21 protein-coding genes and 1 pseudogene are annotated in these 21,832 nt (G+C 39.1%); 15 read left to right on the plus strand and 7 right to left on the minus strand.

The window, feature by feature from the left end; all coding sequences use genetic code 11:
* The first annotated feature begins 137 nt into the window (after positions 1–137).
* The 5 genes and pseudogenes from HYX58_03970 (at position 138) to HYX58_03990 (ending at position 3,052) form a co-directional block, all read left to right on the plus strand.
* The gene (locus HYX58_03970) at positions 138–1,538 is read left to right on the plus strand and encodes a hypothetical protein (GenBank protein MBI2775134.1); all 1,401 of its coding nucleotides are present in this window, start codon (positions 138–140) and stop codon (positions 1,536–1,538) included.
* Positions 1,539–1,685: 147 nt separating this feature from the next.
* Positions 1,686–1,898 carry a 30S ribosomal protein S21 gene (gene rpsU, locus HYX58_03975; GenBank protein ID MBI2775135.1) on the plus strand — a complete coding sequence of 71 codons (213 nt, stop codon included), beginning with the start codon at positions 1,686–1,688 and terminating at the stop codon, positions 1,896–1,898.
* Between the two features lie 11 nt (positions 1,899–1,909).
* Positions 1,910–2,287 carry a 30S ribosome-binding factor RbfA gene (rbfA, locus tag HYX58_03980; GenBank protein MBI2775136.1) on the plus strand — a complete coding sequence of 126 codons (378 nt, stop codon included), beginning with the start codon at positions 1,910–1,912 and terminating at the stop codon, positions 2,285–2,287.
* A 3-nt stretch (positions 2,288–2,290) separates the two neighbouring features.
* A pseudogene (locus HYX58_03985) lies at positions 2,291–2,557 on the plus strand (prepilin peptidase).
* Positions 2,549–3,052, plus strand: coding sequence for a prepilin peptidase (locus tag HYX58_03990; protein ID MBI2775137.1), 504 nt, complete (start codon positions 2,549–2,551; stop codon positions 3,050–3,052). Before HYX58_03985 ends, HYX58_03990 begins: the two are co-directional and overlap by 9 nt.
* Here the strand turns inward: HYX58_03990 and HYX58_03995 are convergent.
* Both HYX58_03995 and HYX58_04000 read right to left on the minus strand, forming a co-directional pair.
* Positions 3,041–3,583: a hypothetical protein gene (locus HYX58_03995; protein ID MBI2775138.1), complete on the minus strand. Its 543-nt coding sequence runs from the start codon at positions 3,581–3,583 to the stop codon at positions 3,041–3,043. The genes HYX58_03990 and HYX58_03995 overlap by 12 nt on opposite strands.
* Positions 3,567–4,055, minus strand: coding sequence for a prepilin-type N-terminal cleavage/methylation domain-containing protein (locus HYX58_04000; GenBank protein ID MBI2775139.1), 489 nt, complete (start codon positions 4,053–4,055; stop codon positions 3,567–3,569). The genes HYX58_03995 and HYX58_04000 overlap by 17 nt, the downstream gene beginning before the upstream one ends.
* Before the next feature lie 231 nt (positions 4,056–4,286).
* On the opposite strand from HYX58_04000, the gene HYX58_04005 reads away from it, so the two are divergent.
* The 7 genes from HYX58_04005 to HYX58_04035 all read left to right on the plus strand — a co-directional run bounded on the left by HYX58_04005 (position 4,287) and on the right by HYX58_04035 (position 11,113).
* Positions 4,287–4,691: a hypothetical protein gene (locus tag HYX58_04005; protein ID MBI2775140.1), complete on the plus strand. Its 405-nt coding sequence runs from the start codon at positions 4,287–4,289 to the stop codon at positions 4,689–4,691.
* Between the two features lie 93 nt (positions 4,692–4,784).
* Complete coding sequence (locus HYX58_04010; protein MBI2775141.1) at positions 4,785–5,195, plus strand: hypothetical protein; 411 nt, start codon at positions 4,785–4,787, stop codon at positions 5,193–5,195.
* A gap of 234 nt (positions 5,196–5,429) precedes the next feature.
* Positions 5,430–6,854 (plus strand): hypothetical protein, encoded by a 1,425-nt coding sequence (locus HYX58_04015; GenBank protein MBI2775142.1) that lies wholly within the window; start codon positions 5,430–5,432, stop codon positions 6,852–6,854.
* A 310-nt stretch (positions 6,855–7,164) separates the two neighbouring features.
* Positions 7,165–7,902: a F0F1 ATP synthase subunit A gene (gene atpB / locus HYX58_04020; GenBank protein MBI2775143.1), complete on the plus strand. Its 738-nt coding sequence runs from the start codon at positions 7,165–7,167 to the stop codon at positions 7,900–7,902.
* Complete coding sequence (locus tag HYX58_04025) at positions 7,902–8,852, plus strand: hypothetical protein (protein ID MBI2775144.1); 951 nt, start codon at positions 7,902–7,904, stop codon at positions 8,850–8,852. The genes atpB and HYX58_04025 overlap by 1 nt, the downstream gene beginning before the upstream one ends.
* Positions 8,853–8,945: 93 nt before the next feature.
* Positions 8,946–10,085, plus strand: coding sequence for a glycosyltransferase (locus HYX58_04030; protein ID MBI2775145.1), 1,140 nt, complete (start codon positions 8,946–8,948; stop codon positions 10,083–10,085).
* 65 nt (positions 10,086–10,150) lie between these two features.
* Positions 10,151–11,113 (plus strand): cysteine synthase family protein, encoded by a 963-nt coding sequence (locus HYX58_04035; protein ID MBI2775146.1) that lies wholly within the window; start codon positions 10,151–10,153, stop codon positions 11,111–11,113.
* 2 nt (positions 11,114–11,115) lie between these two features.
* Here the strand turns inward: HYX58_04035 and HYX58_04040 are convergent, their stop codons facing one another.
* From HYX58_04040 to HYX58_04060, 5 genes are all read right to left on the minus strand, one after another.
* On the minus strand, positions 11,116–12,396 hold the full coding sequence (locus HYX58_04040; GenBank protein ID MBI2775147.1) for a hypothetical protein: 1,281 nt from the start codon (positions 12,394–12,396) through the stop codon (positions 11,116–11,118).
* Positions 12,397–12,564: 168 nt separating this feature from the next.
* Positions 12,565–13,149 carry a hypothetical protein gene (locus tag HYX58_04045; GenBank protein MBI2775148.1) on the minus strand — a complete coding sequence of 195 codons (585 nt, stop codon included), beginning with the start codon at positions 13,147–13,149 and terminating at the stop codon, positions 12,565–12,567.
* The gene (locus tag HYX58_04050) at positions 13,146–13,661 is read right to left on the minus strand and encodes a hypothetical protein (GenBank protein ID MBI2775149.1); all 516 of its coding nucleotides are present in this window, start codon (positions 13,659–13,661) and stop codon (positions 13,146–13,148) included. The genes HYX58_04045 and HYX58_04050 overlap by 4 nt, the downstream gene beginning before the upstream one ends.
* Positions 13,662–13,767: 106 nt before the next feature.
* Positions 13,768–16,140: a hypothetical protein gene (locus HYX58_04055; GenBank protein MBI2775150.1), complete on the minus strand. Its 2,373-nt coding sequence runs from the start codon at positions 16,138–16,140 to the stop codon at positions 13,768–13,770.
* Positions 16,141–16,260: 120 nt separating this feature from the next.
* The gene (locus tag HYX58_04060; GenBank protein ID MBI2775151.1) at positions 16,261–16,611 is read right to left on the minus strand and encodes a hypothetical protein; all 351 of its coding nucleotides are present in this window, start codon (positions 16,609–16,611) and stop codon (positions 16,261–16,263) included.
* 206 nt (positions 16,612–16,817) lie between these two features.
* On the opposite strand from HYX58_04060, the gene HYX58_04065 reads away from it, so the two are divergent.
* Genes HYX58_04065 through HYX58_04075 form a run of 3 tightly spaced genes read left to right on the plus strand, consistent with a single transcriptional unit; the run spans position 16,818 to position 21,450 of the window.
* The gene (locus HYX58_04065; protein ID MBI2775152.1) at positions 16,818–18,098 is read left to right on the plus strand and encodes an ATP-binding protein; all 1,281 of its coding nucleotides are present in this window, start codon (positions 16,818–16,820) and stop codon (positions 18,096–18,098) included.
* Complete coding sequence (locus tag HYX58_04070) at positions 18,095–21,061, plus strand: EndoU domain-containing protein (GenBank protein MBI2775153.1); 2,967 nt, start codon at positions 18,095–18,097, stop codon at positions 21,059–21,061. The genes HYX58_04065 and HYX58_04070 overlap by 4 nt, the downstream gene beginning before the upstream one ends.
* Positions 21,052–21,450, plus strand: coding sequence for a hypothetical protein (locus tag HYX58_04075; protein ID MBI2775154.1), 399 nt, complete (start codon positions 21,052–21,054; stop codon positions 21,448–21,450). Before HYX58_04070 ends, HYX58_04075 begins: the two co-directional genes overlap by 10 nt.
* Positions 21,451–21,832 lie beyond the last annotated feature (382 nt).

Here is a 21,832-nt window from a genome sequence, read left to right on the forward strand (position 1 = left end):
AAAATCACAACCTTGTTTCCTAATGATCGTTTAGTATAGCATAAATGCACCGCTCATGCACACATCATCCAGCTGATTGACGAACGTTATCTAAAGGTGCTATAAAGGAAAAAGAAGCTTTGATTGAAAGGATAGTGATGAAGAAAAAATTTATACCGGTGCTTTTGGCTGCCCTCGCCTTAGCTGTATGGCATCGCACCAGTATGGGCATCACGATGCTCACCAAAAACGATCCTTACCCACTTTATACTACAGCCTATCCGTACCACTATCTCCTTTTTGGTGTAACTAATTACTTTAAAGATATCACCGACTGCGTTAAAATTGATCGCGTCTCATTCCATGTTACCCCCTTTCATCAAAAAGCTAGCAGGGGCAGAGATTTTGAAGGTTGCATAAGATTTCTAGGAGATCTTGAAGGCCGCTGGAACATGCTCGGGCTTCTTTATGGCGCAGTGCCAACTGGCCAAAGTTTAGCAGGCACTCAAATCGGATTTGCAAAACAACAAATTTTTCCTCCACTAGGGCCTAATGATACCGTCCCAGTAGAAAACGTATTGACCGATACAGGTTGTCATATTGGCTATTTTGCAGTACCACTCAAATATCGAAAAACCGGTGTTCGCTTTGAACTTGACGTCCAACCTTTTGAAGACTTTGGATTCACCATTCAAGCGGGACTCGCGGATATAAAACAAACACAAACCTGCCCATGCTGTGGCTTTATCGATCTTACCCCCACGGTAAGTTTAGATGATAGTATTTTCCCTGCTGCAGCTGTGCCTGTTATTGAATCGCTTTTAATGTCTTGCACCGCCGCGACTCTCACCTTCAGCCAAATCGGGCTTGAAACATGCGACTTTGAAGAAGACTCTGTCGAAGATATGCGGTTCTTTGTTTGGTGGCGCCATGTATTTGAAGTAAATGCGAACAACTGTACTTATCCTTATTTTCTGTTTATTCCGTTTGTTCAGATTGAAGCAACTGCTCCTATAGCCAAAACACAAAATCGACGAAAAGCGTTCGCGCTACCTTTTGGTAACGATGGCCACTCTTCGGTTGGGTTTACCGCAGGCTTCCATCTAGACTTTAAAGAAACAATCGAGATTGGGTTTTTTGGCGGTTACACAGCTTTTTCATCCAGAACCATTGATCTTTACAGATTACCAACGAGCCCCGTACAATCTGGCGTCTTTCCTTTTTCTACCACCGCGAAGGTACAACCGGGGCACAACAGCATATTTGGCGTACTTTTCCATGCATATCGTTTCCTTGAACGCCTCTCGTGCTGGGTCGAATACGACACCATTCATCATACTGAGGATAAAATAACAATCGAAAATCCGCCGGCTAATAACCCGTTTATTCCGCGGCAGCAAGAATGCCTTTCAAAATGGCGAGTTCAAGTGCTCAATACAGCGTTTAATTATGAAATTTCACCTAATTTAACGCTTGGCCTTGCGGCGCAATGGCCAATCACACAAAGAAACGCGTACCGATCAACTACTCTTGCCGGTTCGCTCATTGCAACCTTCTGATGTGATGTTTAAATAATACCTGTGGCTGCCTGCAAAAGAGCCGGCCTTACTAGACACGCCTGGCAAAAAGGGATATAGTTAAAGGCAGTTCTATAAACCTATTATTTACCCCGGCTGCGCTGCAGCTTGAAAGGATTGTGTTTCTCTATGAGTAAGAGAAAAGCAAATATCGTTATCAACGTAAATGCAAACGTAGAAAAATCACTTAAGCAGCTTAAAAAGAAAATTGAGCGCGAAGGTGTTGTCCGAGATATGAAGCGATTAGGTTACTTTGAGCCGCTAAGCCAAAAAAGACGTAAACGCTTATTGCGCGCTATTAAGCAAAACTATATCCGCATGGCCTCTCAAAAGTTGATTTGATCTCATAAGTCATGGCCAACTTTGAATCCAAACGTGTACGCGATATAAAAAAAGCACAAAAAGAAAAATTGTTTTTTCGTGAAATATCGCAACTTTTTTTGCAAATGACGCTTGATGATAATCGCATCAGAGATATTCACGTAAACCGTGTCGAGCTTTCAGCTGATAAAAGTATGTGTTACATTTACTTTTACACGCCAAAGGGCATTGAGGGCTTTAAAGAGAAGCTTGATATTTTGAAGCTCTACAAACCATCTTTGCGTAAAGCTATAGCAGCAAAAATTAAAGCTCGTTATACGCCAGATCTTGTTTTTATGTTCGATGAACACTACGAAAAACAAGAAAAAATAGAACGGCTTTTTGACGAGATAAAAAAAACTGAGGAATAGCTCATCGAGCCATTACTTCTTCTGCCAATTTTTTTATGCTGGGGTTCATTCCTTAACGTTGCCGCTTATAGACTCATTCACGGCGGATCAATCATTTTTGGCCGCTCTTCATGCCCACATTGCCATCACATTCTTTCTTGGCCAGAACTCATTCCTGTTGTTTCGTGGTTTGCGCTGCGCGGAAAATGCTTACATTGCAAAAAACCGATTTCTTGGCTTTATCCATTCATTGAATTGCTGACAGCCTTTATATTTTATAGAATGGTAACTCAATTATCATCCACTTATTGGATCGCGTATTCGATTTTCTTTTCTGCATTAATTATTACTATTCGTACCGATATTGAAACAATGCTTATATCAAGATTTGTAAGCGCATTTCTCATTCCGGTAGGATTTTTGTTAAGTATTTTCGATCTATTGCCCATAACTTTTGTGCAAAGTTGTATTGGGGCAATCTCAGCGTATGTTTTTTTATACGGGATTGGCTGGCTCTATTATAAATTTACTCACCGCGTTGGCATGGGGCAAGGCGATGTCGAACTCATCGGTATGATTGGCGCTTTCTTAGGCGCTCAAGGCTGGTGGGCTTCGCTTATGCTCGCATCTCTTGTCGGTTCATTTTCCGGTGCAATCATTCTCTTTGCGATTTCTGCAAGTAAAACTGAAAAAATCAAGCTTCCCTTCGGACCGTTTCTTGCTCTGGGCGCATTGTGCTATGTATTCTATGCACACTCTTTAATGAAACTATTTCTAGGCTTCTAATTTTCTTAGTAAGTAATTTGGAATCGGCGGTATTTCTAATGCAAGCAGCTTTGGTGCGGCAAGAACTCGTTCATATTTAAAAAAATGTTTTGATTTTTCTTGGATTGTCAGCATATTCTTAGCAATTAACGAATATCCATAGAGTCGCCAATCTGTACGATTAACTTCAGATGTGAGTGCATTGGCTATAAGATCTAATGCTTCCAATGGCTTCTTGTGATACGTAAGTAAACTCATCGCTGCAAGGCGAAACGCACTGGTAAAATGCGGATCGAGTTTTTTCATAAGCATCATTCCATTTACAATTTCGTTTGCACCGCAGCGAGCAAAATCTTTTTGCAAAAACTGAAACCAATAAAAATCGGAAGCCATTAATCTCCAAGATCCTAAAAATTGGGCATATTCATAATGAGAGATTGAATGCCCGTTGCCCAATTTGGATTCTTGCAATAAGACATTCAAAATAATCGAGAGTAGATAAACAACTACGATAAAAATGCAAACGAAATAATTTTCACGCCAAATCGTCATGCGTAATTTTTATTTCATTGCGATGATCAACGGTGAGTCGATCGTCGGTACCATCCCCATCAATATCACCAATTGCTGCAGCTAGAAAAGTATTGGCATCAGCTTTGGTGTCGCCAAGGCTTGAACCACTCGCGCCCAATTTTCCAGTAAAACAACAATGACCTTCTTGGCCACTAAATCCATAGGTATAATAAAACCGTTCGTTTGCGCCGCCGCCTGAATATCCCTCCGGCTGCCATCCTGCGCCGTCTTTGCCAATAAGTTGCGTTGTATATTTTCCGTTTTCTGCCCAATACGCTTTTTCTGCTAAATAAAGCGTTCCTAAATTCATATATGCTTCGGTCCGTTTTGCTTTTGCTAAAAATCTAAAAAAGCTTGGCATAGAAACCATCGATAGAAACGCGACGATCGCCACAACGATCATTAATTCAATTAAAGTAAATCCGCGACACTTTTGCGTGATCTTTTTCATAGACTTGTTCTCCCCCCTAGCCCCTCATTCATCTGTTACATTTTACGCAGGGAACGAACTATTAAGTCAATGATTGTCAGATAAATTTTTGGGTCGAATGAGCGTGGGGCTGCCACCATTAATAACTGCACCATTTTTAGAAAAATACCCGTGCTAATCCAATTTGAATAATTTACATTTAATCTGTCGTTTGCGTATAGTTGGTATAAAATGAAAATGTGAGGTGCATTTATGAATTTTTTTTTTAAGCTCATTATAGCGGCAATAATAACGAACTCGCTTCTCTGCCAAAACTATCTAGATAACATTCCAAAATTTAGTCTTAAACAAACCGGCCTTATTAAAATGTCGATCGGTTCATTGATTATGTTTTACGGCGGCGCACAGTTTGGCATACCGGTTCCTTTTTTTTCTGCGAATCGATTTGAATCATTTTCTACTCTTGTAAGAAGTGGAATTTTAGCAGGCACCGGTTTTACGCTTTTTGAAAGTGGCCTGAGTAACTACCATCAAGAAACAAACGTTGCTCTTGAGCCGCGTTCAATAATCCATCATTGGGAAGATCATTTTAAGAAAGCCGTGAAATACAGCATGCTCATAACTGCTGTTCCTCTTGCTCGTTTTTTAAATAAATAATCGGCATACCGGAAAAAGACTATTGCTAATGGCGATTTTAAAAAAAGCTGTTATGATAATCTAAAGTAGTTGTCATTAAGCGAAATGGATGCCATGAAAATTTCTACAAAGAGCCCGGCTCTCGCCTTGGCCTTTCTCATATTTTCAGCAAACGCTGGCGTATTGAACAATATACCGGTAGAAAAAACGTCAGTTGAACAGCCCAAAAGACAATTCGAGAAAATATCACGCAAATCACAAATGGCTCAATTTACTCTCGGGGCAGGCTTGGTTCTTATCTCCGCTTTTCTTATTGATACGAATAAAAACAACTCACCCACTGAGGAAATTGTTCGGTTAGCAACAGGCCTACCAATATTTGGCATCGGATGCGAATTGGCCTATCAAAGCTTATCTGATCATCGATTTACTACCGCTAAAGATTATTTCTATGGAGCAGCAGGACACACCGCGTTCGGTACGCTGAGCGTTCTCTGCATCAAATTCTATATTTCTAAGAAATAACCTTTCTTTTAGCTAAAAAACTGTAACTTTTGCCATTTTTTTACTTTTTTGTAAATAAAATACCCATATTTCCGCTTTAATTCGTAATTTGACATTTTTCGGGAATAATATATTCTATATGCATATAAGGAAAGCCTGAAATTTCAGTTTGAGATTTTAGGCTATAAAATCTGTCTGTAAAATTGTATTAAACTAGAGTGCGGCAATTTAACTACCGTCGAGTGGAGAAATCTTATGATAAACCAAAATAAGCAGACGCAGGCGCCTAAGGGTGCAATATCTGGGTCTCAGAGAAACTACAACGAAGTTGTGGAGTTTTTGGATGCTCGTTGGTCAGAACAACGAACAGAAAAGAACCTGGCAGCGGTCAAAGCGCTCGATAAAGCTTTAGGACATCCCAGCAAAAACGTTTCTACTGTTCTTGTTGCCGGAACCAATGGTAAAGGGCTCACGATCAACTTTGCAACGAGTTTGCTCAAAGAAGAAGGTTTAAAAGTAGGCGGTCTTTATAGCCCGCACGTTCTCACGTATAACGAACGCATCTCATTGAATAACGAAACAATTTCAAACAAAGCTTTTACTGAAGTTGCTAACGAAGTTATTAATGCTGCCGCAATCAATGATATCAAAGCTGATTCGCTCGATATCCTCAATATGATGGCACTTCTTTATTTTAAACAACAGAAAGTCGACCTTGCTTTATGCGAGTTATCTGACAGTTCTGTGAACCACCCACTCTCTCTAACAACGCCACAAGTCGTTGCGATTACGCGCGTTACGCAAGATAGCTCAACAATCGTTGATGAAAAAACGCTTGAACAAGAAGTTTTAAACTTAATGAAATTTGCTAAAGAAACAACCTACGTCGTTTCAGCAGATCAAAGCAAAGCTCATCTACAATTAATGCTTGATGAAACAAAGCGTATTGGCGGCCGCTGGTCGATGCCAATTCGTAAGCTCGCACCACTTCGCTACCCATTTGAGCAGCTTTTTGGTCGCTGCGCAGCACTTGCTGAACGCATTGCACAAATTCATATCGATCACTTTGCCAATAAAGATTCACTCATTCCTGAAAATAGCTTACTAGCTAAGCAAAAAGGTCAACGTGGCCGTCCAACATTGGAAAAGAAACGTTTTGATGAATTGAATCCAAAACGTACTATCGAACAATTCTGGAAAGAAACAAATACAACACTTCCTGCTCACTTTGAACTGCTTGATAAAGAAAAGCCAACCATCTTGCTTGATAATGCACGAAATATCGATGCATTAAAAAACTTGCTTCTTGGTATTCGCTTGTTGCATTATCAACGTCCGCTCAAAGGGCTCACCTTTGTTTTTGGCTGTGATAAAAACAGACTTCATGTTGATGAGTTCTTGCGTTTGCTTCGTTATTTTTCAAAGAAAAACTCAGCAAACGTTATTTTCTGCCCAATATCTCATGCGGTTCCTGGTATTCAAACCGAATCATGGGATGTCGAGCAAATTACTAATGATGTTAAAAGCTTGAAAATTAAAGCTCGTTCTGCAAAAAACTTTGAAGAAGCATTCGATGCTGCTAAAAAATCGGTTGATGAAAGACACGGTCTCGTGGTTATTACCGGTTCGCCATCGATTATTGCAGAATATTGGCATCACAAGGGAATTAAAAAAATCTAACCAATGATTACTTTTTCTCAAAGCATTTTTGCAATTGCTGCGGGAATTATTGGTGGAGCAATTTATGGGCTTTTGTTCTTGCGAGCAAAGGCCCTTTGCCTTATTAAACCTCATTTTACCCCCATTTTAACCTTTCTCCGCCTTACGGGTTTAGCAATTTTTTTATTTTATGTATTGCGTAGCTCCATTTCTCATTCTATACTCCTAATAGTTAGCTTTTTTTCGGCATTCTGGTTCGTCATTATTAAGCACTCCCGGCAGCGTTAAGAACTACGCGCTTATTGAGGGATCAATCTAAGGGCATGCGCTCATGGAAGCGTTTGAAAATGGACAATCACTTTGGAATCCACTTGGTTGGTTGGGAATAGAAAACGAACTGTTAAAGTTAAACGGTTCGACTATTATCAATACCTGGATTGTTCTTTTTGTTCTTATAACCCTCTTGATTCTCGCTCGTATCTTTATCGCAAAAAGTACAATTTTAGCGCACCTCATAAAGAAATCGGTACAAAGTCTTATCGATTTGATAGAGCAAAACATGGGAAAATTTATTTATTCCCACTTTTTGATGGTTGCTGCACTTTTCCTCTTCATTCTTGGCTGCAATTGGGTGATTCTTTTACCATGGACAAAAGAACCTACTACCGACATTAATACAACACTTGCGCTCGCTGTAATAGCATTTTTCTATAAAGAAATTGCCTGCATACGCGCTCGTGGATGGTGGGGTTATTTAGAAGAATTTCTAGAACCGTTTTTTATTATGGCGCCCATCAATGTAATCGGCCATTTTTCAAAAATCATCTCTCTTTCGTTTCGTCTTTTTGGCAATATTTTTGGCAGCTCAATTATCATGGATTTGTACACGCACGTTATTTCTACATTTTGGCTTACGGAACTGCTTGGCCTTCTTTCTGGGCTTAATATCGTTGTCGTTCTTTTCTTTGGGCTCTTTGAAGGGCTCATTCAAGCATTTGTTTTCTCAATGCTCACCCTTACTTATATTGGTTTAGCGGTGCAAAAAGATCATCACGGCGAAAGTAACTAATGCTTAATCCATCAATTATACATTACTCGAGCTTAGCAAGCGTTATTGCACTCACCAGCTTGGGAGCAAGTTTGGGCGGTGCGCGCGCAAGTAAGGCGGCGGTTGAAGCAATAAATATCCAACCAGCATCAAAAGCAGAGATCACAAAGGTTACGATTGTTGGACTCGCCTTAATCGAAACTGCTGCAATTTTGGCACTTATTTTAATTTTACTTTTATTATTCAAAATTAAAGGATTGCCAACTCCCGCAATGGCCTACGCAGAGCTTGGCATTGCTGCAGGAATGGGCATAACAGGATTTATTAGCGGATTGGTTTCAGCGGCCCCTGTTGTACAAACATGTTTTGCAATTGCGCGCCAACCTTTTTTTTCGCAACAGTTGATGAATCTTATGATCATTACCCAAACAATTATTCAAACGCCATTGATTTTTGTATTTCTTATTTCACTTTTTGTAACATTTCAAAGCACTCCTGAACTTACACTCAAATCGGGAATTATTTTAATGTCGGCCGGAATTTGTATGGGGCTTGGATCTGTCGGTCCATCAATTGGTTTAGGAAGATTTGCCGAAACCGCGTGTAGAAGCGTCGGCATCAATAAAAAAGCATATAGTTATATTTTGCCGTTCACGCTCATGAGCGGAGCGTTTATTGAAACGCCTCTTATTTTTGCTTTTCTCGTTTCTCTCATTTTGCTTGGCAATATTTCAAGCGCCGATGCTTTTATTGGAATCCGTTCGATTTGTGCAGCGCTTTGCATCGGCGTTGGCACGTTCATGCCCGGTATAAGTTCAAGCAAAACCGCAAGTGCCGCATGCGAGCAAATGGCATTTCACCAAACAAGCTATTCGCGTGTTTCGCAAGTGAGTATGTTTGCTCAAGGAATAATCGACGCGGCTGCCGTCTATGCTTTACTGACCGCCCTGTTTATAGTATTTCTTAAATAAGTAGCCCCACAGACCGCTGCGCGGTCGTTTGTGGGGACCCCAGAAGAAAAACGTAACAGTTTTTGTTTCTGTCAAAAAATATTTAAGGAAAGTATGAAAAAAAAAGAAGTGCACGTTTTGTATATTATTACAAAACTGGAATTGGGCGGCGCGCAGAAAGTATGTTTAGCTCTTTTAAATGGAGCGCAAGAACAAGGCCACACGAGTTTTTTAATTGCAGGCGATGGCGGCATTTTATCTCAATCGGTTGCACACAATAAAAATGTTTTTTTATTAAATTCACTAAAACGAGAAGCGAATTTCGCATCGATTTGGGCCGAATTGAAAGCATTTAAAGATCTTGTCGCACACATAAGAAAAATTAGAATTAATTTCCCGAACTTAATCGTGCATACTCACAGCACAAAGGCTGGCATTATAGGAAGATGGGCCGCATTTTTTGCCGGCGCTTCTCGGCGCGTTCATACGATTCATGGTTTTGCATTTCATGATCATCAATCATGGCCACTTTGGTTTTTAATCTATGTTCTTGAGCTTCTGACAAGTTTTATCACAACGCATTATGTTTGCGTTTCTTCGTACGATGTGCGAAAAGCTATTAACTTATTTCCGCGCTTTGCAAAAAAACATTCAATTATTCGCGCTGCGGTTGATCCCGAACCGTTTTTTCACGCTTCACGAAAAACAACGTTCGAAACCAAAAATGATTTATTCACTTTTGGGACCGTATCGTGTTTTAAAAAACAAAAAAATCTTTTTGATATGCTTCAAGCATTCTCTTATGGATATGAAAAAAATAATTTAATACGCCTTGAGATTATCGGAGACGGCGCAATGCGCCCCTCGCTTGAAGCATGGATTGCTCAGCGTAATTTGCAAGACGTTGTTAAATTACATGGCTGGCAAGAGAACGTCGCACCAATTATGGCAACATGGAACGCATTTCTTTTAAGTTCCCTCTGGGAAGGATTGCCGTGTGCAATAGTTGAAGCGCGACTTTTAAAACTTCCCGTGCTTTCTTATGATACGGGCGGTGTGCATGACGTGATATTTAACGGCGAAAATGGATTATTATACAAACCAAAATATTGGCAAGAACTTGCGCAAGGTATGCTTTCGGTAAGCAGCAATCGATTATTGCATAAAAAACTTTCGCAATTCAAAGATGATCTTTCATCATTTGATCAGAATGTAATGATCAATCAACACTTGCAGCTTTATCGTTCATTTTAGTGACTTTTTCCGATCGTTGCATTACGTTATCATACGTAATTGCGCTTTGAGGTGAGGGGAAAACTATGACACAAAATCAAGTCGAAAAAAAAACGTCGATTCAAAAACTAATTCCTAAAGAATATAAAAACGTTATTGAATCGATCGGCAATACACCGTTAGTTAAAGTGGATTTTGGAACGGCACCCTTGATGCTTGCAAAACTGGATTATCTCAATCCAGGCGGCAGCATAAAAGATAGATCAGCACTTTATATGATTGAAGAAGCAGAACGTCTTGGCCTCTTAAAACCTGGCGGAACGATTATTGATGCATCTTCTGGAAATCAAGGAATCGCCAGCGCAATGATCGGTGCGGTTAAAGGATACAACGTTATCATCACCGTTTCTGAAAAAATCAGCAAAGAAAAATTGCAAACAATTAAAGCATACGGCGCGCAGGTTGTAATGTGCCCCGCTACTTCATACCTTGAAGATCCCAATTCCTATCACAGCAAAGCGGTAGAAATTCATAAAAATACACCCAACTCATTTATGCCAAACCAATATTTCAATAAATCAAATGCGTGGGCGCATTATTATTCCCTCGGCCCTGAAATCTGGAATCAAACGGACGGCATGGTAACTCACGTTTTTGCGGCAGTGGGAACCGGTGGCCATATGAGCGGATTAGGCAAATATTTAAAAGAAAAAAATCCGAACGTAAAAGTAATTGCGCTCGATTCAATTAATTCATGGCGCTCCACAAACGGAAATCCAAAGCCGTATAAAATTGAAGGAATCGGCGTAGATTTTGCATCGCCTGTTCTTGATTATTCAGTCATTGATGAATTTGTCGGCGTAAGCGATGAAGATGGGCTTGGTATGCTCAAAACAATGGCACGCCATCATGGCTTGCTCATTGGGCCAAGCAGCGGTGCAGTGGCTTATGCTGCATGCGAATATAGCAAAAAACTCAAAGCGACCGATGTTGGCGTTATGATTTTTGGCGATTCTGGAAGAGCTTATTTGACGAAAGATTTTTATTAATATTAATCGAGCTCTTCAAGTTTAGATTGAGCACCAAATAATTTTGCTTCTGTTTTAAGAAGCTCGCTAATGCGGCGTGCATTATCATAGCCATAGGGGGCAAACGCATGCTCTTCTTTATCAGCAAATTCACGAAATTTCTCAGCATATTGCACACGCGTCATCTGATCTCTCTTTTTATCATCATTCTCTACAGCTTTCTTTAAACAAAATTGCATACATTTATAGATTAGAGGAATACTTATGATACCAGCGAGACCTATTACTTTAAAAACATTATCTTCATCCTTTTTATTACTCAATTCGATATAACCCCTCGCAAACAAAGCACTTGGGATCCCTGCTGCAATACCAGTTAACAACAAGGCCTCTGGTTGGGAAACCAGTCTAAGATCGGTCTGGGCACTCTTGGCATTCTTGCTATTAAGAGATGCAAAATGCTGGTCTGCTTGATATTCCTGGTGCCTCCATAAAGACAATCTATCTGCTTCTGGTATGGTTTTTCCTCCTATTTCCCACGTATACTGAAATGAATGTAACTTTTTTGCATGCCCTAATTCATGCATCAATAATGCTATTTGCTTATCTGTGTTCATTAGTGCACAACGCGGAGTAAAAACAAGACGTACCCCATCTTTTCTTGAACGGAAATCACAGTAGCCGATCCAAGAACTATTGGGAAAGTCATTGCTAACCTCAACATAAATTTTCATTTTTTTAAGATCATCATCGCAAGAGACAATTTCTTCTAATTTCTCTCGCAATGGTTTAAAAAGCGATATTTTAACTAATTTTGAATAAATAATCCCAGGTTCTTTACAAAATTTTTCTTTTTTTTCCTGGCAATATTTAGAAACCGCAGAATATAATTCGCCAGGGGCATTAAATTTATCACCAAAATCTTTTTGCTGTATTTCATCAAAAATTCGCTCAGTGCGCTTATCCAAAAATTTGTGCACAAACTTCGTCACCGTCTGATTATTTGCATGAATAGCGCGAACAAAACTTTCTTGAGGATTTACTTTCTGGGTGACGCGCTCTCGATAAGAGCGAAAATAACTATCGATCGTAGTTGGGTTATCTTTTTGCCAAACTGTGTTCAATAATGCTTTTTCATTAAATTTTTCTGCAATACCAATTCCCAAAGCTGCTGGCTGAGGCGTGTTAGCTTGCCTAGAAATTGTTTGTTTATTGGCGAATTTTTGCAAACCTTGAAAATCGGCATACGATGCCGAGGCAAAATTGTATAAAAAAAGGCAAATAATTATTTTCATTTTATTCATAAAATATCCCATAATTGATTACTTTATTATAGTATCAAATTTGATATTTTTTTCAAGTTGAATAAAATTGGCCAAATTTATAGCCATTTTAACAGATATACATCAGTTTGAATTGACGTGATGGTTTTTTGGTGATTCGGGAAGAGCGTATTTAACAAAAGATTTTTATTAATAATACCCGAGACATTTCGTAAAGTTCCTCACGATGCCCGCGCTAACAGCACCAGTTACAACCAAAATAGTAAGATGGGCAATATAAGCTCTCGAAAAAGGATCATATACGCGCGGCCATTCGCTCAAACGGTGAAGCTGTGTCCCTTGTTTTTCGTACAAGGCATATGACCTAATATCCGCTTGCCTGATAAGGTCTTTTTTGCCTAAAATGAACGATTCTCCAATGTGCTCAACGTCTTCTTTTTTTCCAAAATGGTGAGCAAAAGAATTCGCTTCATAATAAGAATGATATTTTAATAAATTTCTGGGGTTACGCGTCTCAACGCGAACAACTTTTTTTCTTTCCTCAAATTGATTTATCGGAATCTGCGAAAATGTTTCTTGATCATCAAATTCATCCGATTTAATAAAAATGCGCACTTCGCCTGTTTGAGCCGGTTCGTCTTTTGGATCCATTTCAATGCGTGCAGGATGAGCATACTTTTGCTCAACACTCAATACCCAGCGCGGTAAGCAAGCATGTGTAATAAGTGTTAGATTAAAAAGTATCACCGAAAAAATAGTTGTTATAAAATTCATTTACAGCTTCCGAATACATAAGAATCAACACAACATAAAGCACATGCTACAACTATTTGCGCTCCAAAAAAATGATACGGCTTACTATCTATCAATGGGTGATAACTATTTTGTGAATTATTAGACTCCAATTTTCTTTCATAAATTTTTTTTAAATGAGTTCCACTTCTCTTGAACACTGCATAAGAAGAGATATTCAACTGATAATTTGCATCAAGACGCTCCGATGGTTTCTTTTTGTACCATTGATCAAAAAAAGGCACCGAGTCATAAAAGGATACTAATTTTTTACCATTCTTATCCAAACAAATGGTTTGAACGATTTTCTCACTTCTTCTGTTAGATCGTCCGCTGATATCAATGATTTCACCCATCGAAATGTTCCGAATCCGGTCTTGATATACTATGTCTTTGTAATTCTTACTAAATAAAATCTTAATTTTGTTGGGGTGCTCTTCTGCATTGATGGAAAAAACCATAAGTAATTGCAAAATAAAAAAACGTTTGATCATAGAGCCTGCAAGTAAAAATTAAATTTTTCTCGCACTAAAGATACCAATTTTTTGCAAATAATAAAGGCTTGCGCAAAACCGACAACCTTTAAAAATAATTATTCTTTTAAAAAGGTTTTTTTCTTTTTTGGTATTCGCGCCAGATAATTGTAGCGCCGATGAGAGCAATAAAGAATATTAGCATGAAGATTCCGCTCGTTAAGGAATGCGAAGCTGCATAATTCTTTTTTTCTTCAGGTTGCATTCGTTTGCCAGAAACATTCCCTTTCGTTCCTTCTTCCATTGGCCCTTGATAGGGGTCGATTTCTCGATAGGGAGAGAACGGAGCAGTTGGCATGCCTTCTTTTGCATAACCAAATGGCTGAGCTAAAGGTTTTTGTTCTTGCGTTTGGCTCGCTTTTTCTGATGGCGTAGCGGGAATTGAATAACCTCCGTAAGGAAGTTGATTTCGCTCGCCCGTATCAAAGAAACCGGGTATGGACGGATAAGCTGCGGAATTGCGAGTTACGGATGAATTTCTATAACGATCTCCGGGCGCAAACGATTGATTGAACTCTCTTATTGGCAAAGTTCCTGTAGACTCGTATGGGGCATTGTCAGTTGATCTCGCGCGATTGCTTGATGAAGGTATTATTCTTGATCTGCCCGGCTGTATTCGTGACCAAGGAGTAAATTCAATCTTGTCGTACGCTTTTTTAATTTCTGGTAATTTACCCTCGAACTGTTTTTTTTCAGAACTAGGCAATTTTGAATCTTTTTCAATACGCAGCATTTCATCTTTCTTATCAACTATTTTTTCCGGAACTGCTGATATTTCTGGAGAAAGAATTATCTGCTCTTTTTCGCTTATTGCTTTCTTTGCATCTTTTTGACTATCAGCTTTTTTAATTTTCTTGAAAGCATTTTCATCATCTCCTGCAACATCACCAATTCTTGGGCGCTTAATTGTCGGTGGTAAATTCCCGCCTGCTACAATCGCTTGTTGCAACTGAAGAGTTCCTGGTTTTAGTTCTATCAAAGCTTGTTGGCGTGCAACATCTTGAAAAACCCCTTCTTTGAGAGCGGCAGATTCTTTAATGATACTCTCTTGCTCTTCGGGCGGTAAATTTTCGCCTGAGACGATCGCTTGTTGCAGCTCAAGAGTTCCTGGTTTTAATTCTATCAAAGCCTTCTCGCGCGCAATTTCTTGAGTGGCCCCTTCTTTTAGAGCCGCGGATTCTTTAACAATACTATTTTGCTCTTCTTTGTTTTCTTGCGATTTTGGCATGCTAATTTCTAACTCTTTGCCTATTTGCTCAATCGATTGCGCAGGAACTCGAGGTTCCACTTTTTCTACTGCCTTGCTAACTGGCTCTTGAATATTCTTTTCTATAATTGTTTCCGGTTCCGGCGCGATTTGAACGATTGGTTCAGCTACGAACGGAATAGGGGGAATGATTTGTGCAGGAGAAACTACCGGTATAATGTAGTTTGATTGGCCAAAGTTCACCGGTTCGGTAAGCGCACGATATTTTTGCTCACTAATTTGCGGGCGCTGTTGTTCACGCTCTGCATTAATCGCAAGAGCATTAAGTCGCTCAACCGTTGTGCCAAATAAATTTCTTAGTATTGCGTCATCCGGAAGTTGAATAACATCTTGCCTTGAGTTGTAACCGCTTAAACGGGCCATATCAACTACTAATTTTTTAATCAATTGCTGTACCTGAGGAATTGCTAGCCCTTTCAATGAGCCAATGCGCATTGCAATTTGAGCGACAGATTGAGATCCATATCCTTCAAACGGAATCATTTCTTTTGATTCTTCTTGCGGCAATTGCTCTAAAACGTGCTGCGCAATCGTATCAAAACCCGCAAGTATCAATTCAATTTTCCTTTGTTCTATTTGCGGCCGGGTAAGTGCTCGTTGCTCAAAACGTTGCTGAGCAATCTCTTGCCCTTCTATTTCGCTTAGTGCAGGAACAAATTCTTCTTGCTCCAGCTCCGGTTCTATAAGAGAAAGCTCTTGGTACATCGGATATTCAATTGCCGGATATTCTTTTTTTACCGACTCAGTTTTTTTAATCGTTGCCTGTTTTTCAGCTTGGCTTTTTATTTTTTGTGCCATTTGAGCGGGAGTTAATATTGTTCTTTGAGAAGGCGCTGGCTCAATCTCTTGCTCTACGGGTTTTTCTAGAGGTGCAGAATAGACAGGAAAAAGGGGTTTAGTAAATTGGAATGACTTAATTGTTTGGGTAAATCTTTGAAGATAGGTAGGCTGAGCTGATTTTTCTGGCTCAATCGCTGGAGTTATGCTTGCTCCTGAAAATGCAGGCGTCACAGTTTTCGTTTGCACCGGCCTAATTGTAGGGGATTGCTTCGTTTTGCGTATTGGCTGTGCAGGCTTTTTAAACTGTATACGGCTAGAAGCAGTACCAAATATTCCTGCAAAAGCTTCTACGCTTAAAAGTGATAATAAACTAAGGAATAATAATTTTTTCATCTTTTCCAACCTCTTTTAATTCAACTATTAGTATAACTGATTTTGCAAAATTTTCAATCAGTAATTAATTAAGGTGCGGAAAAGTGATATTTTTTTATAGCGCCCTATAAAAAAAGCTAATTACTCGCCTATTTGATTAGAGCAAGAAAACAAAGAGAAAAGGCCTAAAGAATGAGTTCTATTTATTTGCTGCGAGCGTACTTTGCTTATTTCTTGCGGTTTCGGTTCAAAATGGGATTTCTTTCTGCGGTTTCGCAAACCGGTTTCTTCATTCTCTTCTGTTTTTTCCATAATCATAGCTTGCGGCTGCTCAGAATCATATGAACGGCAGGATGGAAGAACTTGTTCATTTTGAGGTTGTTCTATAACTTTTTTAACCTCAACTTTAACAACGATTGGCTTTGGTAGCGGCAAATATTGCGTTGCTTCACTATTTAAAAATATTAATACAGCGACATACTGCAATTTCATAACTCTTCCTTTGTTCCAAGAGTAGAAAATATGAGCTTCGTTAACTATCCTACCTGTTTTACGGCTGAGCGCAAACCAAGAAAAACATTCACCAAATAATTTTTGGTTCAAAAAATTAGAAAAAACGTTCTCATTTTAGATTATTTTTAGCATTCTCATCTATTTTCTATACACTAAAGTGAAATTTTATTTTAGGGAGACAACTAATGCACGGCCTCAAAAAACATATCCTCTCAATAATAGTAGTGACGAAATTTTACTGTATATCGGCAATGGAACCGCAACCTGCACCAGAAATTGTTTCCTATGCTCAAGAATTCGCGCAGGATGAGATTCGCCCAGAGCTTCTTGAGCAATTGCTTGCTACGTGCCCCAAACTGAAGCAATTGGTTTTCCGTTTACAAAATCCTCTCCGCTATGGCAGAACAATCCCTACTAAACTTTTGCTCGTTGGCCCTCCTGGAGTTGGCAAAACTACTATTGCAAAAGGAATTGCTTCACTCATTAATCGCCCCTATATATTTCTTCGAGCATCGTTACTCACAAATGAATATAAAAATTCTGGGCCGCAAAATTTAGCGCGCGAAATAATACCTATTTTACAAAGCGGGCAACCTTATGTAATCATCGTGGATGAACTGCATGCGCTCACTGAAAATTATAAAAAAGACCACAATGCAGATCCAGGAACTGCAGAAGCATTATGGTCGATTCTCGATGAATGCGCCAAAAATCCACAAGTTCTTTTTATTGGTACCACCAATGATGCTGTAAAACTTCCAGAACCGCTCAAAACAAGATTTGCAAACGGGATCATTGAAATACCACTGCCAAATCTTGAACAGCGAACTAATATTATTAAATATTATTTACACAACATCTCTTACACATTCGACAGATCATATTTTACAACTCTGGCAAAACAAACGAATCAACTTTCGGGTCGCAATCTTGAGCAACTAGTTTCTGATGCGATTACGTACGCTTTAGATCGAGAAGAAATTCCGATGATTAGAAAAAAAGATTTTGAGCGCGCTTTGAAGGATATGAATGAAAATCAAAGTTCATTGGCATTGTTGGGCTGGGAAAAACATAAGCAATTTTTAAAAGATAACGCCACAACTATCGCCACGATTATTGGTATAGGTGTAAGCCTTGTTGGGCTCGCAATGCAATACTGGTCGATGCAGCGACAAATTTCCCTTCAGTTAGTTGCGCAAAACGCGCAAATAGACCAAAATAAAAAATTTCTCGATCATCAAGTAAAAGTGCAAAATGAGCAATTTACTATCGAACAGGGAAACAAAGAAAAAAAAGCAAACCAGTCTGCGTTCATACAAAAAACTGGTGCCGGCGCGGGTATAGTTACAGGAGCATTTACATTAGCTGCATCATTCCCACCCCTTTGGCCAGTAGCTTACGTAATTGGTGGTAGTGGAGCATTGATGGCTGCTGATGCATTTGATCAGAATTGGAGCAAGATGTGATTTTTTCCAAAGCACGAAAAAAACTCTCTAAGAAAATCTTATTCGCTGCATTCGTTTCATTCAGCTTTTCAACATTGCAATCTATGGCAATACCGTGGCAAACCATTGCACCGACTCTTGCAAATTTAAGCTACGGATGCGGAGCTTTAGTTAATAAACTCTTAAACACACAGCGCCATAGCATTCCATCTCCAGCTCAACAAATACCAATTACTCGCGCGCCTCTAATTTTAAGCGTTAGGCAATCCTCGATCGCCCCAATTAGATCATTATGCATAAAATCGCCAATCGAAACCTACAGCAGAGCGCTTCATTGTAAATTGCAACAGAATTTACCTACAGCGCTTCTCAAAAACCCCGCTTCGACCGCAACGCCAAAACTACGATTGGGTCACCTGCCCTCAGCTCGTGGCAAAAGCGAAATTTATAAAACGAAAACTGCATCATCGCTCCTAAAATTGCCTCAAGTCAGGCCAGATTTGCAGTATGTAAAACCTAAAAGCGCTTGGGAATCTTTTATCGATAAATTAACAATAACAGTCGTTCCACATGATATTGATTATCGCACATATGGCGCAGTCTCCGATCTGCATCGAGCTACCGTCGAACAGCAATCCCTCATCAACCAATACCAGCAAAATGGCATGTTCCATGTGCTAGAACAGAACGTTGCAAAATTTCAATCAATCTTATTGGATCTCTCGCGATCAGATCCTCAAGGCGTTATCGCGCGCAATAAATTTTCTGAATTGCAAGCACCTTTGCCACTCGCCCAGCATTATCTTAATGATTTTAAAACATGCATAAAAATGTTTGCTTTTGATAAAGCAGATACCATAAAACAAAACCTTTCGAAAGTTGATTCATTTTATATAGCAGCTCATTGTCAATCATTTATACAACGAAGCTTCGGCGCTCAAGCAGCAGCCGATTTTGTAAAAATGGGATGCGAACAAAAAATTCCTGGGTACCTTGAACTCAGCGGGCAAGTAAAATATGGAAATATTTTTTCTCGAGCGCGTCGATGGTTTGCAGGATGTAAAACTGGATTCCGTTCAAATGAATTTAATCCGCATCATATTCTTGAAAATAGCTTTAATCAAAAGATAACGCACGTACGAACATTATGCGAAAACCAAAAATTCCATTTAGCTCATGCTTATATTCAGCAATCGTCAGGGGAAAGCAAGCAAAGTTTGCTGGGTGTTTATGGGGAATATTTTAAACAAAGCTATAATCAACTTGGTATCGAGCGCTGTTATGAAAATGATCCTTTTTTTGCGCAAATTTCATCCCAACTTAAATATAGTAGCGTACCCAGCGCAGGCCTCAATGATGTTTTTAAATCACGCCACGATATGTTCAATGCCATTAAGCAAACATGCGCTATCCCTAACAACGCTGACGCGTTCAGCAATTCTTTAATGTGGCATCTAGTTGATCAATGCGGAAATAACGCAACTCCAAAGCAGATGGTGAGCGATTTAGCTGTTCTGTGCAAAGATAGCGCAGCCAAAACAATTTCTGGAGCGTATCATCATTTTTTTGATGGCAACGGGATCTTTAAGCTCTTAAATTATGATAAATCTAACTTTGCGCATCTTTCTTTTCATGAATCGATTCACCATGAACGCAATACTCACACACGAATCTTCTTAAATGATCTTATACAGATTCCGTGTACAACCAAGCAACAGTTAGAGGCTTTTTCAAGCGCCCTAAATCACCTAAACCAATCATGCAAAAATCCTTCCCTAGCTACGCAACATATGACGTTCGCGCAAGACATTGCCAATGCGCTCTCAAATCCTGATTACGACCAAAAAATTATTTCCTGCGGCGATTTTAGTAAATATGATATGCGCCTTCTTAAACTTGGATCCGAAATAATTACCGCTAAGAATAATACGAATGTTCAGCTTGCTGACATGCAAGAGCTGAATGCTGCATTGGCGCAACTAAACGATGCTGGAATCGCACGCTTGAATGGAGATTATTATCTTTCAGAACACCTAACCAACAAAACCTTAGGATCGCTCGATATTGAATCAAGCAGTTTTTGGCAGCAAGAAAAAACGAGCTTTATAAAACCGATATCCGCTGATTTAAAAACATCATTTTTCAATATTCAATCTCCCAAAACTCAAGAAGCTGCCCCTTCTAAAAATAGTTTTGCAAACGGTTTTGCGGCCGCCGTGGGAGCTCGAGCATTGCAGCAGGCTTTTTCTGGAAATTCTTTCGCGCCAGCACCTTCAGCTAATTATTCACAGACGCAAACAGATGCCGCTAGTGCGTGCCCGCAATGTGCAAACGATGCAGACGCAATTCATGAGTATTTTGACTATTTAAATCAAGGCGGCCAACCTGTTGCCATTTCTGGCGGACAGGCTGATGCTGCTCAAAAGGCAAAAGAAGACGATTGCAATGAAGCGCCGACAAAATTATCACTTTTAGAACAAATAGAATTAGCAAGAAAAGCAAATGATTATTTCCGGGAACAAATTGCGAAATATGAAGCTGAAATCGTTGAGGCGATAAAGAAAAAGCTCAAAGAAAATAATTTAAATTATGAACCAACGATTCACGTTAAAGATATTAATATGAAACACATCATGTTTACAGAATCGAGAGGCAAAAACCCAGTCGGATTACATTCAAAACGCTGGAATCCTGAACGAATAGTTACGGCAAGCGTCCGCCCTTGCAAATTCAATACAAGCCATGGGAAAGTTCAGCTCAATTGCATCACTAAACCTTCAACCTTTTTCCCCGATAGCTGGAATGAATTCATGATTGTTGATAAAATTTTTGAAGCATTAAAGAATATTATTAACGTAAATACAATAAGCAGTAAATTAATAATAAAAGGAATTACGCAAGAACAAATCTATATTGAATTACATCTTGAAAGTGGAGGTTTAATTTCAACGGCCTATCCATCATTTAAGGATTTATGCATTTAGTAAAAATAAAACTTACCCCTTATTATCATATTGCATACGCGACGTCTGAGCCATTAAAGCTTCTGGGCTTTTTCTTAGAAGACTTTGGATCTGAAATTGGAATTGAGATTTTACGCTCAATTGTCATTGATAAATTACAAGACTGTACGTCGGGCAATAAAACATCACTATATACATTAAAAAATGGAAATTTGTGTATTACTATATTATTTCCAGACAAGAAAGATCCTGTACGGTTAGAAATAACACCTGAAACGTTGCTTCAGGTTACAAAATTATATTTGGAAGCAGAAAAAAAACGACCAGCCGAAATTATTATTAAATTGGATCATTCAATGGAAAATCCAACGATAGAAACTATACTATATTGTCCTCTTAATAAGGCCTAAAATATGAAATATTACGCACTGCTCAGTATTCTGTTATTTTTTTCCGCAGATGAGGCACGCTGTTCTAATGATTCAAATAAAGCACATTCTAACGATACCGTTTCTTTTCTAACTTCCAAAAATTGCTGCGCTGCTCTTTTAGGATCGATGGCATTGGCATACTGCTATTACCTTTATAAATCAATACTATCACCAAAGCCACAAAAAAAATTAGCTCAAGAAACCGCAGATTCGCGTTTATACAAGAAAAAGATCGAGGAGCAACAGCTGAAGCGCTTAAAAATAATTTTGCCAATGCTTTGCGTAATGTGGATTTTAAACTCGATTATTTTTAGTTACAATCCTTATTACAATCCAATCTATATTCCCCCAACCCATCTAT

It is taken from the genome of Candidatus Dependentiae bacterium, assembly GCA_016191325.1.
Taxonomy (GTDB): Bacteria; Babelota; Babeliae; order Babelales; family JACPOV01; genus JACPOV01.

What these genes read in the sequence shown, in the direction of transcription:
- HYX58_03970 (MBI2775134.1), top strand. Translation starts at nt 138, where the DNA reads ATGAAGAAAAAATTTATACCGGTGCTTTTGGCTGCCCTCGCCTTAGCT.
- rpsU (MBI2775135.1), top strand. Translation starts at nt 1,686, where the DNA reads ATGAGTAAGAGAAAAGCAAATATCGTTATCAACGTAAATGCAAACGTA.
- rbfA (MBI2775136.1), top strand. Translation starts at nt 1,910, where the DNA reads ATGGCCAACTTTGAATCCAAACGTGTACGCGATATAAAAAAAGCACAA.
- HYX58_03990 (MBI2775137.1), top strand. Translation starts at nt 2,549, where the DNA reads ATGGTAACTCAATTATCATCCACTTATTGGATCGCGTATTCGATTTTC.
- HYX58_03995 (MBI2775138.1), bottom strand. Translation starts at nt 3,583, where the DNA reads ATGACGATTTGGCGTGAAAATTATTTCGTTTGCATTTTTATCGTAGTT.
- HYX58_04000 (MBI2775139.1), bottom strand. Translation starts at nt 4,055, where the DNA reads ATGAAAAAGATCACGCAAAAGTGTCGCGGATTTACTTTAATTGAATTA.
- HYX58_04005 (MBI2775140.1), top strand. Translation starts at nt 4,287, where the DNA reads ATGAATTTTTTTTTTAAGCTCATTATAGCGGCAATAATAACGAACTCG.
- HYX58_04010 (MBI2775141.1), top strand. Translation starts at nt 4,785, where the DNA reads ATGAAAATTTCTACAAAGAGCCCGGCTCTCGCCTTGGCCTTTCTCATA.
- HYX58_04015 (MBI2775142.1), top strand. Translation starts at nt 5,430, where the DNA reads ATGATAAACCAAAATAAGCAGACGCAGGCGCCTAAGGGTGCAATATCT.
- atpB (MBI2775143.1), top strand. Translation starts at nt 7,165, where the DNA reads ATGGAAGCGTTTGAAAATGGACAATCACTTTGGAATCCACTTGGTTGG.
- HYX58_04025 (MBI2775144.1), top strand. Translation starts at nt 7,902, where the DNA reads ATGCTTAATCCATCAATTATACATTACTCGAGCTTAGCAAGCGTTATT.
- HYX58_04030 (MBI2775145.1), top strand. Translation starts at nt 8,946, where the DNA reads ATGAAAAAAAAAGAAGTGCACGTTTTGTATATTATTACAAAACTGGAA.
- HYX58_04035 (MBI2775146.1), top strand. Translation starts at nt 10,151, where the DNA reads ATGACACAAAATCAAGTCGAAAAAAAAACGTCGATTCAAAAACTAATT.
- HYX58_04040 (MBI2775147.1), bottom strand. Translation starts at nt 12,396, where the DNA reads ATGAATAAAATGAAAATAATTATTTGCCTTTTTTTATACAATTTTGCC.
- HYX58_04045 (MBI2775148.1), bottom strand. Translation starts at nt 13,149, where the DNA reads ATGAATTTTATAACAACTATTTTTTCGGTGATACTTTTTAATCTAACA.
- HYX58_04050 (MBI2775149.1), bottom strand. Translation starts at nt 13,661, where the DNA reads ATGATCAAACGTTTTTTTATTTTGCAATTACTTATGGTTTTTTCCATC.
- HYX58_04055 (MBI2775150.1), bottom strand. Translation starts at nt 16,140, where the DNA reads ATGAAAAAATTATTATTCCTTAGTTTATTATCACTTTTAAGCGTAGAA.
- HYX58_04060 (MBI2775151.1), bottom strand. Translation starts at nt 16,611, where the DNA reads ATGAAATTGCAGTATGTCGCTGTATTAATATTTTTAAATAGTGAAGCA.
- HYX58_04065 (MBI2775152.1), top strand. Translation starts at nt 16,818, where the DNA reads ATGCACGGCCTCAAAAAACATATCCTCTCAATAATAGTAGTGACGAAA.
- HYX58_04075 (MBI2775154.1), top strand. Translation starts at nt 21,052, where the DNA reads ATGCATTTAGTAAAAATAAAACTTACCCCTTATTATCATATTGCATAC.